This is a genomic window from Empedobacter sp. UBA1574 (assembly GCF_002322895.1).
In the GTDB taxonomy this organism is placed as follows: domain Bacteria; phylum Bacteroidota; class Bacteroidia; order Flavobacteriales; family Weeksellaceae; genus Empedobacter; species Empedobacter falsenii_B.
In genome coordinates this window covers 51,290-65,999 of record NZ_DCOI01000012.1, presented here as the reverse complement: position 1 = coordinate 65,999, position 14,710 = coordinate 51,290, and the positions used below count along the sequence as shown (strand labels likewise).

The 14,710-nt window shown below is 29.9% G+C and carries 13 protein-coding genes; all 13 read left to right on the top strand.

Features of this window, described 5'->3' with window-relative positions; translation table 11 throughout:
- Positions 1–7: 7 nt before the first annotated feature.
- The 13 genes from B3578_RS02765 to B3578_RS02705 are packed head-to-tail and all read left to right on the top strand — an operon-like array spanning position 8 to position 14,664.
- Positions 8–265, top strand: coding sequence for a phosphopantetheine-binding protein (locus B3578_RS02765; RefSeq protein ID WP_019975316.1), 258 nt, complete (start codon positions 8–10; stop codon positions 263–265).
- Positions 265–1,461, top strand: coding sequence for a beta-ketoacyl-[acyl-carrier-protein] synthase family protein (locus B3578_RS02760; RefSeq protein WP_280051371.1), 1,197 nt, complete (start codon positions 265–267; stop codon positions 1,459–1,461). Before B3578_RS02765 ends, B3578_RS02760 begins: the two co-directional genes overlap by 1 nt.
- On the top strand, positions 1,458–2,447 hold the full coding sequence (locus B3578_RS02755; RefSeq protein WP_286495636.1) for a beta-ketoacyl synthase chain length factor: 990 nt from the start codon (positions 1,458–1,460) through the stop codon (positions 2,445–2,447). The genes B3578_RS02760 and B3578_RS02755 overlap by 4 nt, the downstream gene beginning before the upstream one ends.
- Positions 2,444–3,217 (top strand): polysaccharide deacetylase family protein, encoded by a 774-nt coding sequence (locus B3578_RS02750; RefSeq protein ID WP_280051373.1) that lies wholly within the window; start codon positions 2,444–2,446, stop codon positions 3,215–3,217. The genes B3578_RS02755 and B3578_RS02750 overlap by 4 nt, the downstream gene beginning before the upstream one ends.
- Complete coding sequence (locus B3578_RS02745; RefSeq protein WP_414646266.1) at positions 3,207–3,833, top strand: LolA family protein; 627 nt, start codon at positions 3,207–3,209, stop codon at positions 3,831–3,833. The genes B3578_RS02750 and B3578_RS02745 overlap by 11 nt, the downstream gene beginning before the upstream one ends.
- The gene (locus B3578_RS02740; RefSeq protein ID WP_291046900.1) at positions 3,811–4,434 is read left to right on the top strand and encodes a hypothetical protein; all 624 of its coding nucleotides are present in this window, start codon (positions 3,811–3,813) and stop codon (positions 4,432–4,434) included. Before B3578_RS02745 ends, B3578_RS02740 begins: the two co-directional genes overlap by 23 nt.
- 56 nt (positions 4,435–4,490) lie before the next feature.
- Positions 4,491–4,862 carry a 3-hydroxyacyl-ACP dehydratase gene (locus B3578_RS02735; RefSeq protein WP_291046898.1) on the top strand — a complete coding sequence of 124 codons (372 nt, stop codon included), beginning with the start codon at positions 4,491–4,493 and terminating at the stop codon, positions 4,860–4,862.
- Positions 4,862–5,344, top strand: coding sequence for a hypothetical protein (locus B3578_RS02730; RefSeq protein WP_291046896.1), 483 nt, complete (start codon positions 4,862–4,864; stop codon positions 5,342–5,344). Before B3578_RS02735 ends, B3578_RS02730 begins: the two co-directional genes overlap by 1 nt.
- Before the next feature lie 3 nt (positions 5,345–5,347).
- A complete protein-coding gene (locus B3578_RS02725) occupies positions 5,348–6,532 on the top strand; it encodes a DUF2062 domain-containing protein (RefSeq protein WP_291046894.1) in 1,185 nt (394 codons plus the stop codon).
- On the top strand, positions 6,525–10,184 hold the full coding sequence (locus B3578_RS02720; RefSeq protein ID WP_291046893.1) for a 1-acyl-sn-glycerol-3-phosphate acyltransferase: 3,660 nt from the start codon (positions 6,525–6,527) through the stop codon (positions 10,182–10,184). The genes B3578_RS02725 and B3578_RS02720 overlap by 8 nt, the downstream gene beginning before the upstream one ends.
- Positions 10,159–11,730 (top strand): phytoene desaturase family protein, encoded by a 1,572-nt coding sequence (locus B3578_RS02715; protein ID WP_286495630.1) that lies wholly within the window; start codon positions 10,159–10,161, stop codon positions 11,728–11,730. Before B3578_RS02720 ends, B3578_RS02715 begins: the two co-directional genes overlap by 26 nt.
- Positions 11,717–13,378, top strand: coding sequence for a C45 family autoproteolytic acyltransferase/hydolase (locus tag B3578_RS02710; protein WP_286495628.1), 1,662 nt, complete (start codon positions 11,717–11,719; stop codon positions 13,376–13,378). Before B3578_RS02715 ends, B3578_RS02710 begins: the two co-directional genes overlap by 14 nt.
- The gene (locus B3578_RS02705; RefSeq protein ID WP_219034299.1) at positions 13,357–14,664 is read left to right on the top strand and encodes a phenylacetate--CoA ligase family protein; all 1,308 of its coding nucleotides are present in this window, start codon (positions 13,357–13,359) and stop codon (positions 14,662–14,664) included. The genes B3578_RS02710 and B3578_RS02705 overlap by 22 nt, the downstream gene beginning before the upstream one ends.
- The last annotated feature ends 46 nt before the right edge of the window (positions 14,665–14,710 follow it).

The window sequence follows — 14,710 nt, the reverse complement described above, 5'->3', positions numbered from 1 at the left end:
AAATACTATGGAAAATTTAATTAACGACTTAAAAGTAAAAATTATCGAAATTTTAAACCTTGAAGATGTATCAGTAGAGGATATCAAAAATGATGATCCTTTATTTGGTGACGGTTTGGGATTAGATTCAATCGATGCTTTGGAGTTGATTGTTTTATTGGATAAAGAATATGGAATCAAAATTACTGATCCAAAAGAAGGAAAAACAATCTTTCAATCGGTAGAAGTAATGGCAGATTATATTGAAAAAAATAGAACAAAATAATGCATAAAAAAGTTGGAATAACAGGAATGGGAATTATTTCGGCAATTGGTAAGAATGTCGAAGAGAATTTCGATTCATTAATTCATCAAAAGCATGGTTTATCATGCCTTGAAAATTTTGATTCTATTCATAAAAATGAAATTTTTGTAGGTGAAATTAAATTATCGAATGATGAATTAGCAACTTTTTTAAACTTATCTTCAGAGAATAATTTCTCTCGAACAGCGATGTTAGGACTAATAGCTGTGAAAGAAGCTCTGAAAAATGCAGGAATCGAAAACGTAAATGAAGTCAGAACAGGACTGATTTCTTCGACAAGTGTGGGAGGAATGGATATGACGGAAAATTATTTTTTGGATTATGAAAACCTGCCCGAGAAACAAAAGTATATTTCGAGTCACGATGCGGGCGCTTCTTCCAATCAAATTGCAAATGAAATTGGTTTGAAAGGCTTTGTTTCTACAATTAGTACGGCTTGTTCTTCGGCTGCGAATGCGATTATGTATGGAGCGCGCTTGATTAATTCAGGAAAATTAGATAGAGTGATTGTTGGCGGAACGGATGCTTTGTCAAAATTTACCATTAATGGATTCAAAAGTTTGATGATTTTGAGTGATGAGTTTAATCAACCATTTGATGAAAATCGAAAAGGTCTAAATCTTGGTGAAGCAGCAGCTTATTTAGTTTTAGAATCAGAAGAATCAGTTCAAAAGTCAAATAAAAAAGTTCTTGGTTATTTAGTTGGTGCTGGAAATGCTAATGATGCATTTCATCAAACAGCTTCGTCTGAAAATGGAGAAGGAGCGTATTTGGCGATGAAAAAAGCGTTCGAAACTTCTATTATTCAGCCTTCAGAAATCGATTATATTAATGTTCATGGAACTGCAACAAACAATAATGATATAACAGAAGGTCGAGCTTTGAAGAGAATTTTCCGAGAAAATGTCCCTAATTTTAGTTCTACAAAACCATTTACAGGTCATACGTTGGCTGCTGCAGCGAGTGTAGAAGCGGTATTCAGTTTGTTGAGTATTCAACATAATCTTGTTTATCCAAATCTTAATTTTCAATCTCCGATTGAAGAGTTGAATATCTTTCCGACCACAAAATTGGAAAAGAAAGATATTGAATATGTGTTATCAAATTCGTTTGGTTTTGGAGGAAATTGTTCAACTTTAATTTTTTCTAAATCATGAAAGAAGTATTTGTAAACGGATTAGGCTTTGTAAATGTGCGATTTATAGATATAATAACTGATGATTTTCTTCCTTTAGAAGCTTCTATTACTAAGGCAAAATCGCCTTCGTTAAAAGATATTATTTCTCCTGCGATGAGTCGTAGAATGGCTTCTGGTGTAAAAATGGGAATTTATTCTTCTCTAAAAGCATTGAATGAGGCAGGAATTAAACAACCAGAAGCAATAATTACTGGAACTGCTTTGGGTTGTTTGGTTGATTCTGAGAAGTTTTTGACAAATATTATTCAAAACAAAGAAGAGTTTTTGACGCCAACAGCTTTTATTCAATCTACGCACAATACAGTTGGTTCTCAAATTGCTTTGCATCTTGGTTGTAATGCGTATAATTTCACGTATACAAATGGTTTTAATTCGTTTGAAAATGCACTTCTAGATGGTTTTTTACAAGTTGAAAATCAAGAAGTAAATAACGTTTTGGTTGGTGGAATTGATGAAATTGGAGAAAGAACATATCAGTTGTTACAATTAATTGGTGAGATTGAATCAGAAGAAAATCAAGGAATTAAATATAGTGAAGGTGCTCATTTTTGTGTTTTATCTAATAAAAGAAATGAAAATTCTTATACAAAAGTTTTAGATGTTTCTATTTTAAATCAATTTGAAGATTTATATTCCGAAATTTTAAAATTCATTCAATTGAATCATATTGATTTAACCGATATTGATTCGATTATTTCTGGTGAAAATTTATTGAATATTAATGATTTAAATCAACTTGAGTTATTTGGATACAAAGATTTTATTGGAGAATTTGGAACTTCCTCTGCTTTCGGATTTGTGTTAGGTTGTGAATTATTGAAAAATCAAACTTTACCAAACCAATTCAAAAAGAATGACGTAAAAGCTGAAAGTTATAAAAACGTACTTTTAGTGAATGGTCATAAAGGTAAAGATTTGAGTTTAGTATTGCTTCAATCGATATGAAATTCAGAGTAGTCACAATCCTTTTTGTAGTTATACTAATTTGTTTATCAATTGGTTGTTTTACAAAAGGTTTGTCTTTTTTTTATTTGTTTATACCTTTTATTATTTGGTTGTTATTGACAATTTTTGGAGCTTTTGAAATTCGATTTAACTATTTTTTGAAAGCTTATCATCGAGGAAATAATCATTCAGAGAAAATAATTTCTCTTACTTTTGATGATGGACCGACGGAATTTACACTAAGAATTTTAACCATTTTAGAAAAAAATAGTGCAAAAGCAACTTTTTTTTGCATTGGTAGACAAATCGAAAATTATCCTGAAATTCTTGAAATAACTCATCAATCAGGACATTTGATAGGGAATCATACATTTCATCACTCTTCTAAAAATGGTTTTTATTCAACAGAAAAAATCATTGATGAAATCGTTTCTACCAATCAACTTATTGGAGAAAAAATAAACGTTACGACGAAAATTTTTAGACCACCTTTTGGTGTCACAAATCCACATATAGCAAAGGCTTTAAATAAAACACAACATAATGTAATTGGTTGGGATATTCGTTCTTTGGATACAGTTATCAATGATGAAAAAAAATTATTGAACCGAATTACTGGTCGAATAAAGCCTGGTTCTATTATTTTGATGCACGATACTTCAGACAAAACTGCGAATGTTTTAGAGCAATTATTCGTATTTTTACAAAAGGAAAATTATAAAGTAGTTCCATTAAATGAACTCTTGAAAATTGATGTATATGAAAACTAAAATCTTCATTTTATTAGCTTTTTTTCACTTGACAATTTTTGCGCAAGAAAGTAAAATGAGTAATGCTGAAATTGAGAATTTCAAAAAAGATATTATAGCTGATTCTAAGAAAATACAGACGTTGACGGCTGATTTTACGCAATATAAAGTGATGAGTTTCTTGGATAAACCAATCGTTTCGAAAGGAAAATTGTATTTGCAAAATCCGAAAGCGATGCGTTGGAATTATACTCAACCAATTGATTATAATGTGATTTTTAACAATGGAAAAATCTATATTAATGACGAAGGAAAAAAATCGAGTGTAGATTTACAAGGAAATAAAAAGTTTGAAAAATTAAATCTATTAATCGTAGGAAGTGTAAGTGGAAATTTGTTTGATACAAACGATTTCATCATAACTTTTGCGAAAACTGATAAATCCCGAATTGCGAAATTGCAACCGAAAATAAAGGATGTAAAAAAGTACATCAAAGAAATTCAGTTGACGTTTTATTCAGGTCAATCGACGGTTACGGAAGTTAAATTAATTGAACCTTCGGATGATTACACAAAAATTTTATTTACTAACAAATCTTTAAATAAAACGATCAATGCGTCTGTTTTTAATCCTTAGTTTTTTCATTTTAACTTCTTGTGGTACGGCTTACAAAATTGCTGATATACAAGAACAACAAAAGGATGAAAGGGAGTTTTTGAACCCATATTTTAGTTCAATTGATAAAGAATATAGCTATCGTTTCAAGATTACGTTCATGAAAAAGGAGATGAAAGGTAATTTTGTTGTGAAAAAATTGGTTTACAACTCGCATCGTGTGGTGATGACTTCTGATTTTGGGAATACGTTATTCGATTTGTCAGTCACGGACCACTATTATACATTGAATTATGCGATGCCAGATTTGAATAAAAAAGTGGTTGTAAAAACTCTTGCAGAAGATTTACAAGCTATTTTTAAAAATGATTTTCAAGTTGATGAGCGTATAAAAACGACAAATCAAACGATTTTAAAATCAAAAGTAGTGAGTTTAATTTTTGCTAAGAATGAATCAAATTATTTCAATGAATTGGTTCATTTAAAAAATAATAAAATCAAAACAATTAATCAATTTTCGACAGATAAAACAGATTTTCCAGATCAGATTTTAATTAAACATAATCACTTCAATTTAAGCATTACACTTACAAAAGTAAATATACAATTAGAGGAAGAGTAAACTAACGTACAAATCATCTTTTTTTAGATTATATTTGTAATTCAAAACTATTACAAATGCTTATTCCTAATCTATATACCATTAAAAATACTGAAAAAATTGATGAAAATAATTTTAAAGTTCAAATTGAATTGAATCCAAATCATCAAGTTTTCAAAGGTCATTTTCCAAATAATCCAATTACACCTGGTGTTTGCATGATGCAGATTATAAAGGAAATAACAGAAGGTTTTGTTTCGAAAGATTTGTTTTTGTCTAAAGTTTCGAATGTGAAATTTATGGCGACGATTAATCCATTTATTCACCCAATTTTGGATTTGAGTTTGAATGTTGTTTGTGAAAATAATGAAGTGAAAGTGAAAAATTCTTCATTTTTTGAAACGACAAATGCGTTGAAATTTAGTGCAATTTATAAAGTTCTGGATTAATGAAAACTCTATTATCTATCTTTTTATCGGTTTCATTTTTCTTTGGATTAACCTTACCCGAATTGAGAACAGATTTTGAAAACGCTTCGAAATCATCAAATAATGTATCTATTTTGTATAATAAATTAGATGATTATTCAGGTGATAATCAAACAATTATTGCATACAAAGGTGCGTCTAAAATTATGAAAGCAAGGTATATAAAAGATAAGGAAACGAAGAAACAATATTTTACAGATGGAGCAACTTTGATCAATAATTCGATAAAAAAGGACTCGAAAGATGTTGAAAATCGTTTAATTCGATTGATTATTCAAGAGAATATTCCAAAATTTATCAAATACAATCAAAATATACAAGAAGATAAAACATTCATTGTCGAAAATTATAGTTCTGCGCCAAAAGAAGTAAAAACTTTAGTGAAATCTTACGCCAAAAAATACAATACTTTTACAGCGCAGCAGCTGAAAAAACTAAATTAATCAATGGATTTTTCGATTATTCGACATAAAATAGACGAACAAAAAGTTTGTGTACTTATTCCGACTTACAACAATCATAAAACATTGAAACGTGTGATTGACGGAGTTTTGGAGTACACGAATCAAATTATAGTTATAAATGACGGATCGACGGATTCTACTTCCGAAATTTTAAAAGATTATCAGAATCAGTTTATTGTAATTGAACTTTCCGAAAACAAAGGAAAAGGAAATGCATTGCGTACTGGTTTCAAAACTGCGCGAGAAAAAGGCTACCATTATGCATTGACAATCGATTCGGATGGTCAACATTTTCCGCATGATATTCCAAATTTTATTACAGAATTAGAGCAAAAAAATAAGCCTGTTTTAATTATTGGAAGTCGTCAAATGGAGCAAGATGGCATTCCGAAGAAAAGTAGTTTTGGAAATAAGTTTTCTAATTTTTGGTTTTGGTTTGAGACAGGAATTAAGCTGAATGATACACAATCTGGTTATCGTTTGTATCCGTTGAAATTTATTCCGAAAAAGTTTTGGACAAATAAATTCGAATTCGAAATTGAAATCATTGTACGAACAGCTTGGAAAGGAATTGAGGTAACGAATATTCCAATTGATATTTTGTACGATCCAAACGAACGTGTTTCACATTTTCGTCCATTTCAAGATTTTACGCGAATTAGTATTTTGAATACTTTTCTGGTTTTTTTGACAATTTTTTACATTAAACCACGTAATTTTTTCTTCAGTTTCAAAAAAAAAAATATACGAACATTCATTAAAGAAGATATCCTAGGAAGTAATGATAGCAATAAAGTAAAAGCGCTTTCAATTGCTTTGGGAATTTTTCTTGGAATTGCTCCATTTTGGGGCTTTCAAACTTTTTTATCCATTTTTTTAGCGTCAATGTTTCGTCTTAATAAAGTGATTAGTTTCTTTTGTTCCAATATTAGTATTCCGCCAATGATTCCGATAATTATTTATCTTTCTTTGTTGACAGGTGGATTTATTTTGCAGGACAATTTTCATTTAGATTTGAGTTTAGTTTCTTTCGAAATTATCAAAAAAAATCTGCTTCGTTACATTGTCGGAAGCTTGGTTTTAGCTACTTTTTGTAGTATTGTTAGTGGAATTGTAAGTTATTTTTTATTAACTTATTTCAGTCAAAAGACAATTAAGAATGCATAAGTTTTTTTATAACATATTTTTACAAATCAAGGCGAATAAATGGTTGAGTGTATTGTTTTTTATTCTTTTTTTGGTTGGTTGTACTTTTTTTGCAAATCGACTAAAATTTGAAGAAGATATTACGCGAATCATTCCGAAAGATGAGAAAAATGATGCAATGGCAAAGGTTATTGCTCAATTAAAATTTACGGATAAAGTTGCGGTGATTATCGAAAAAGAAAAAGCTGGAACATTGGATGATATGACGGCTCAGGCAACTGATTTTTTAGATAGTATTCAACCGTTAAATAACTATTATAATGACATTCAAGGGCAGTATGATTTAGATAATTTTGCTTCGACTTTTGATTTTGTTCATCAAAATTTACCACTTTTTTTAGAGAAAGAAGATTATAAAACGTTAGAGCAAAAATTGTCTAAAGATTCGATAGCTTCTATTGTTGAAAGTAATTACAAAAGCTTAATTACGCCGACTGGAATAGTTTCGAAAGAGTTTATATTGAAAGATCCGCTTGGATTGACTTTTGTTGCGTTAAATCGATTAAAAGAAAAGAATTTGACGGATGATTTCGAGGTTTACAATGGATTTATTGTAACGAAAGATCATTCGAAATTATTTCTTTTTATCAATCCAAAATTTTCAGGAAGCGAAACAGAACATAATACCGAATTTGTCAATCGATTAGAGGAAATTCAACAGCATTTAAATCCTGAATATAGCGGGAAATCAACGTTGAGTTATTTCGGTTCAAGCTTTATTGCAGTTGCGAATGCAAAGCAAATTAAACAAGATATTATCACAACTGTTTTGATTTCGATGATTACATTAATGGTCATTTTAATGGTTTTTTATCGAAAAATTTACATTCCGATAATTATTTTTATTCCTTCCGTTTTTGGTTTTTTCTTCGCTTTGGCACTTTTGTATTTTATTCAAGGTACAATTTCTGCAATTTCTTTGAGTATTGGAGCAGTTTTATTAGGAATAACGATTGATTATTCGCTGCATATTATGACACATTATAAGCACAATAGTGATTCTAAAACATTGTTTAGAGAGATTACGAAACCGCTTATTATGAGCTGTACAACTACAGCGATTGCATTTTTGTGTTTACTTTTTGTGAAATCGGATGTGTTGAAAGATTTAGGAATTTTTGCTGGAATAACAGTTATTGTTTCTGGTATTTTTTCTTTATTGATTATTCCACATTTATATCATCCAAAACAAGATGCGATTGAAAATAATTCTTCAATAATAGAGAAGTTAGCGTTCTTTTCATTTCATAATAACAAGATATTGATTGGTGCTTGTGTTCTTTTGATTATTGTGAGTTGTTTTACGTTTAATAATGTCAATTTTGATAAAGATTTATCCAAATTGAATTACGTTCCAACCGATCAAAAAATAGCGGAACAAAAGTTAGAAACATCGTCTAATTCTATCTCAAAATCGTTGTATGTTGTCAATTATGGAAACAATGTAGAAGACGTATTAAATGAAAATATTGCGTTAACAAATAAGTTACAAAAAGCAGAAAATAGAGATGAGATTTTAAGTTATAATTCTATTCAATCGTTGATTTTACCAATTTCTGTTCAACAAGAAAAAATATATGATTGGAAAAATTTTTGGAATTCAGATAAAGTGAATTTTGTAAAGAATGAATTTATCAAGGATGGAAAAAAATATGGTTTCAAAAAAGAAATTTATAATCAATTTTTCTCAATTTTTGATAAAGCATATCAACCTTTAAATTTAGAAGATTATAGAGCATTTAATCCGTCGCTTTTTGAAGAATTTGTTTCGCAAAAAAAAGGTTTTTATACGATTTCTACTTTAGTAAAATTAAAGGAAGAAAGCCGAGAAAACTTCATCAAACAATATCATAATAAAGAAACAATTGTAATTGATCGCAAACAGTTAAACGAAAATTTTTTAGGAAATTTAGTGACAGATTTTAATAATCTTGTCAATTACTCATTTATTGCTGTTTTATTAATATTGTGGTATTTCTTTCGACGTATAGAATTGGTTATTATCAGTGCGATTCCTATTGCGTTATCGGGCTTGGTTACTGCTGGATTGATGGGACTTTTTGATATTAAATTCAATATTTTTAGCAGTATTGTTTGTACATTGGTTTTTGGTCATGGTGTTGATTTTAGTATTTTTATGACGAGTGCTTTACAAAAAGAATATACGACCGGAAAAGATGAAATGCCTACTTATCGCACTTCGATTTTGTTAGCAGTTATCACGACAATTTTAGCAATTGGAGCACTTATTTTTGCTAAACATCCAGCGTTGAAATCAATCGCATCAGTTTCTTTAGTTGGAGTTGTGGCGGCACTAGTGATTACATTTATTTTCTACCCAATTTTATTTCGATTTTTCATCTCAAATCGTCCTAAAAAAGGTAAATCTCCAATGACGTTGTGGTTGGCAATTCAAAGTGGGATTTTCTTCATTTATTTTGGATTATTTGGTACAATAACGTCTTTAATCCTTCGATTTTTTATGCTTATTTTACCAATCTCGAAAGAAAAAAAATATAAACTTTTTGGATGGGGAATGTCAACTTTTATGAAATCTGTGTTGATGTTAAAGCCAACGGTTGTCAAGAAAATTATTAATCCAAATCAAGAAGACTTCAAGAAACAGTCAATCATAATTGCGAATCACACTTCGTTCTTGGATACGTTGGCGATTGGAATGTGTACGCCTAAAATTGTGTTCTTAGTGAACGATTGGGTTTATAAATCGCCGATTTTTGGTCGAGCTGTGAAAATGGCAGGTTTTTATCCTGTTTCAAACGGTGTTGAAAATAATATTGAAGAGATTAAAACTCGAATTGGGAATGAGTTTTCGTTGATGATTTTCCCTGAAGGAACACGTTCTCGAACGAATAATATTAATCGTTTTCATAAAGGTGCATTTTATTTGGCGGAGAAATTGAAACTTGATATTTTACCAATTTATATTCATGGAAATTCAGAGATTATTCCAAAAGGAGATTTTTTAATTTTTGATGGACATATTTATTCAATAATAGGTAAAAGAATTGCTTGGAATGATGAAAACTATGGTTTGAATTATTCAGAACGAACTAAAAGAATCAGTAAGGAATTTAAAAATAATTTTCAAGAAATTCGAGATAAATATGAAGATAAAAACTATTGGAAACAGAAATTATTTTTAAGTTTTTTGTACAAAGAATCTGAAATTATTCAAGTTGTAAAAAAGGATTTTAGTTTGAATAAATCTGTTTATCATCAATTAAATAATGCATTTACAAAAGATGAAAAAATAGTTCATTTTTCGAATGATTTTGGACAAATTGATTTTTTATTATTGATGCAACAAGCAAACCGAAAAATAATAACGTTTGTAAAAGAGGAAGAAAAGCGAGAGATTGCAGCAACAAATTACATTACAAAAATTCGTTCGTTAGAATATCGTTCTGATCTTGATGTTATAGATGATTATAAGACGCTTTTAATTTCTACTGATATTGAAAATATTTATCAAGAAACAATAAATCAATTTGAGAAAATTGTTGTTTTAAAGAATAGAAATATTGACGAATCACTTTTTACAAGTTTTGCCCAACAAACCGAAACAAATGAATACACAATTTACACAAAATAATTCTGAATCTCATTACGATGTAGTCGTTATTGGTAGTGGTTTGGGAGGACTTGTTTCTGCGCTTATTTTGGCAAAAGAAGGAAAGAAAGTTGTTGTATTAGAAAAGAACAATCAGTTTGGAGGGAATTTGCAAACTTTTGTTCGAAATAAAACAATTTTTGATACTGGTGTTCACTATGTTGGAGGTTTGGATAAAGGAGAAAATTTGTATAACTATTTCAGTTATTTGAATATATCCGACAAATTGAAATTGCGCCAGTTGAATAAAAATGGTTTTGATATGATTTCGTTTGATGATGATTCTCAGGAATATCCAATTGCGCAAACGTATCAGAATTTTGTTGATCAATTAGCTGTTTTTTTTCCTGAAGAGAGAGAAAATTTAATCAAATACAGCAAAAAATTAGAGGAAATTTGTTCTGCTTTTCCTATGTATAATTTGAATATCGGAACTTTTGCTGATGAAGAAGATTTTTTGTCGATTAATGCGAAAGAATACATCGATTCGGTTTTCACAAATAAGCGTTTGAAAGCGGTTTTAGTAGGAAATAATTTTCTTTATGTAGGACAAGCAGAGAAAACGCCTTTGTACATACACGCGCTTTCAGTTAACTCTTATATACATTCGGCTTGGAGATGTGTAAATGGAGGAAGCCAAATCGCGAAACTTTTGATCAAAGAACTGAAGAAATATGGAGGTGAAATTTATAAATACCAAGAAATAAAATCATTTGTACAAAACGAGAATGAAGAAGTAATTGGTTGTGAAACAACAAAAGGAAAACGTTTCTTTGGTAATTTATTCATTTCGAATATTGACATTAAAAAAACAATAGATATGTTAGGCGAGCGTAAGTTTGGTAAACCATTTTCTCGACGCGTCAAAAGCTTGGAAGTAACGCCTTCTGCATTTACTATTTATATTGTTTTTAAGCCAAAAAGTTTTTCCTATATCAATCATAATATTTATCATTTTAACTCGATAAATGATGTGTGGGACAGCTACGAAAAAACTACAAATGATTGGCCAAATACATACATTGCAACATTTAGTATGGATCAAAAAGATGAAGAGTATTCGGAAAGTATGACGGTTATGACGTATATGATGTTTGATGAAGTACAAAAATGGGAAGAATCGTATAATGTTGATATTAATGATAATTACGGAAATAGAGGAGAAGAATATGAAGAATTTAAACGTCAGAAAACGGAATTAATCATTCGTAAATTAGAGAAAAAATTTCCTGATATTAGAGAAAAAATTTCTTCAATTCATACTTCTACGCCTTTATCTTATCGCGATTTTATAGGTTCTGAAAAAGGAAATATGTATGGATATTTGAAAGATAGTAATCATCCGATGAAAACATTTATTTCACCAAGATCAAAAGTAAAAAATGTGTTTTTTACTGGTCAAAATGTCCGTGTTCATGGAGTTTTGGGTGTAACGGTTGGTGCATTTGTAACATGTTGCGAAATCCTTGGTGCTGACTATTTAATGAATAAAGTTCATCGTGAAATAAAACTAAATGCGAATGAATAAAACTATTTACTTTTTTACGTTTATTTTTTTTACGTTTATATCTTGTGGCATTAGAAAAAGTTTAGAAAATCGTCCTGATTTGTCTACTTTTCAATCAAAACAATATAGTAGAAATGAGATCAATGACTCACTTTTTTATATTGAAAATAATTTTTTTAAGAAAAATAAAACACAAAATTGGGAACTTTTTGTTTCGGGAGATCCGTTAGAAATTGGTCAAAAAACAGGTGTTTTAACGAAAGAATTATATGCTTTTCAAGAGCAATCTTTCATGAATTTGATAACTGATTTTATTCCTTCTGAAAAGCGCAGAAAATTTCTTTTCAAAGTACTCAAATATTATAATCGAGATTTACATAAATATGTCAACAACGAATATAAAGCACAAATTTATGGACTTTCTGAGTCTGCAAATAGCCACTATGATTCGTTAATAGACAAATATAATCGTAACCTTTTTTTACATGGGGCGCACGATATAGGACATGCTATGCATGATTTGATGTTGGTTGGTTGTTCATCTTTGGCTGTTTTGGATAATAAATCTGAAGATGGAGGTTTGTTGATTGGTCGCAATTTTGACTTTTATGCAAATGATGATTTTGCGAAGAATAAAATAGTTTCGTTTGTCAAGCCAAATTCTGGTTATCCATATATGTCGGTGACTTGGTGTGGAATGATTGGTGTTTCGTCTGGAATGAATCTGGAAGGGCTTACAGTAACGATAAATGCGGGAAAATCTTCTATTCCACTTAAAGCAAAAACGCCTATTTCTCTCGTTGCTTTAGAAATTTTACAATATGCCTCAACGATTGATCAAGCAATTGAAATAGCAAAGACTAAAAAGGTTTTCGTTTCTGAGAGTATCATGATTGGTAGTTCAAAAGATCATCGTGTGGTGTTGATAGAAATTTCTCCTAAAAAGTTTGGTGTTTATGAAGTTCAAAATCAACCTTATTTAGCTTGTACTAACCATTTTCAGAGTGATGTTTATTTGGATGATAAGCGAAATAATATTCAAAAAGAGGAAAGTCATTCGGTTTATCGTTTTGAAAAAATTGAAGAACATCTTTCGAATGAAAATAAGCTAAATCCCACTAAAATGGTTGAATTATTGCGTGATACAAATGGTTTGAAAAACACTAAATTAGGTTACGGAAATGAAAAGGCTTTGAATCAACTATTGGCGCATCACGCAGTTGTTTTTCAACCAGATAAACGATTGGTTTGGGTTTCGTCAAATCCATATCAATTAGGTGAGTTTACAGCTTATGATTTGAATAAAATTTTTAATGATTCTATTTCAAATTATATGTTAAATGTAGATAGTTTGAGAATAGAAAAAGACAAGTTTGTCTTATCTGCTGATTATTCTAATTATGAAAAATATCGTGAACAAACACACCAAATAAGTAAGTTGATAAAAGAAAATAAGAAAATTGATGAAACTTTTTTAACAAGTTACATTCAAAATAATCCTGATTTTTGGTTGGTTTATGACAAAGTTGGTGATTATTATTTTCAGCAGAAAGATTATCAACAAGCGAGTTTTTATTATAAATTAGCATTGACAAAGGAGGTGACTACAGTTCCTGACCGAAATAAAATTCAGAAAAAATTATCCAAATGTTCTCGAAAAACGCGTTAACATCCTTAGAACTTCAATCTTTAGAAGAGATTAAAGAATTTCAAAATCAGAAACTTCAAGAACAGATAAAGTATCTTGCGACGCATTCCAAATTTTATCAAGATTTATTCAAAAAATATCAAATTGATTGGAAATCTATTCAAACAACGGAAGATTTAAAATTAATTCCTGTTACAACGAAGAATGATTTGCAACAATATAATTTTGATTTTTTATGTGTTCCATTAACTGAAATTATTGATTACTCAACAACTTCTGGAACTTTAGGTGATCCTGTAACATTTGGTTTGACGGATAAAGATTTAGATCGTCTGGCAGCAAATGAAATGAATTCTTTTCAACGAATTGGGGTTCAAAAAGGTGATGTTGTACAATTGATGACAACGATTGATCGTCGTTTTATGGCTGGTTTGGCGTATTTTCTTGGTTTGAGAAAAATAGGCGCGGGCGTTATTCGTGTTGGTGCTGGAGTTCCGCAATTGCAATGGGATTCTATTTTAAAATATCAACCCAAATTTTTGGTTGCTGTTCCATCTTTTTTATTGAAAATGTTAGATTATGCAGAGAAAAATAACATCGATTATCAAAATTCATCCGTAAAATCGGTTTTGTGTATTGGAGAGTCGTTGCGTGATAAAGATTTGAATTCGTCTTTGTTGGCGCAAAAAATAAATTCGAAATGGGATATTCAACTTTTTTCGACTTATGCTTCAACCGAGATGGGAACAGCGTTTACAGAATGTAATGAATCGGTTGGAGGACATCATCAGCCAGATTTGATTATCACAGAAATTTTAGACGAGAATAATGAAGTTGTACAAGATGGTGAATTAGGTGAATTGACAATTACAACATTAGGAATAGAAGGAATGCCTTTATTGCGTTTTAAAACAGGTGATTTAGTACGCAAACATTCCGATAAATGTATATGCGGGAGTAATTCGTATCGATTAGGACCAGTTGAAGGTAGAAAGCAACATATGATAAAGTACAAAGGAACAACCTTGTATCCGCCAGCTTTACATGATATTTTGAATCATTTTGATGAAATCAAATTACATTTAATCGAAATTTATTCGAACGAATTTGGAACAGATGAAATTTTAATTCGATTAGTTTCAACAGACGAAACCGATGATTTTTTAGCAAAAATAAAAGATTATTTCAGAGCAAAATTACGCGTAACGCCTTCTATAAAATTTGAAACTTTTGAAGAATTACAATCAATTGTTTTCAAGCCAGAAAGTAGAAAACCAATTACGTTTGTTGATTATAGAGAAAGTTAAATATATGAAATAAAAAGTCCACTGAAAGTGGACTTTTTATTTGAAA

What these genes read in the sequence shown, in the direction of transcription:
- B3578_RS02720 (WP_291046893.1), top strand. Translation starts at nt 6,525, where the DNA reads ATGCATAAGTTTTTTTATAACATATTTTTACAAATCAAGGCGAATAAA.
- B3578_RS02760 (WP_280051371.1), top strand. Translation starts at nt 265, where the DNA reads ATGCATAAAAAAGTTGGAATAACAGGAATGGGAATTATTTCGGCAATT.
- B3578_RS02715 (WP_286495630.1), top strand. Translation starts at nt 10,159, where the DNA reads ATGAATACACAATTTACACAAAATAATTCTGAATCTCATTACGATGTA.
- B3578_RS02725 (WP_291046894.1), top strand. Translation starts at nt 5,348, where the DNA reads ATGGATTTTTCGATTATTCGACATAAAATAGACGAACAAAAAGTTTGT.
- B3578_RS02710 (WP_286495628.1), top strand. Translation starts at nt 11,717, where the DNA reads ATGCGAATGAATAAAACTATTTACTTTTTTACGTTTATTTTTTTTACG.
- B3578_RS02740 (WP_291046900.1), top strand. Translation starts at nt 3,811, where the DNA reads ATGCGTCTGTTTTTAATCCTTAGTTTTTTCATTTTAACTTCTTGTGGT.
- B3578_RS02730 (WP_291046896.1), top strand. Translation starts at nt 4,862, where the DNA reads ATGAAAACTCTATTATCTATCTTTTTATCGGTTTCATTTTTCTTTGGA.
- B3578_RS02765 (WP_019975316.1), top strand. Translation starts at nt 8, where the DNA reads ATGGAAAATTTAATTAACGACTTAAAAGTAAAAATTATCGAAATTTTA.
- B3578_RS02705 (WP_219034299.1), top strand. Translation starts at nt 13,357, where the DNA reads ATGTTCTCGAAAAACGCGTTAACATCCTTAGAACTTCAATCTTTAGAA.
- B3578_RS02755 (WP_286495636.1), top strand. Translation starts at nt 1,458, where the DNA reads ATGAAAGAAGTATTTGTAAACGGATTAGGCTTTGTAAATGTGCGATTT.
- B3578_RS02735 (WP_291046898.1), top strand. Translation starts at nt 4,491, where the DNA reads ATGCTTATTCCTAATCTATATACCATTAAAAATACTGAAAAAATTGAT.
- B3578_RS02750 (WP_280051373.1), top strand. Translation starts at nt 2,444, where the DNA reads ATGAAATTCAGAGTAGTCACAATCCTTTTTGTAGTTATACTAATTTGT.
- B3578_RS02745 (WP_414646266.1), top strand. Translation starts at nt 3,207, where the DNA reads ATGAAAACTAAAATCTTCATTTTATTAGCTTTTTTTCACTTGACAATT.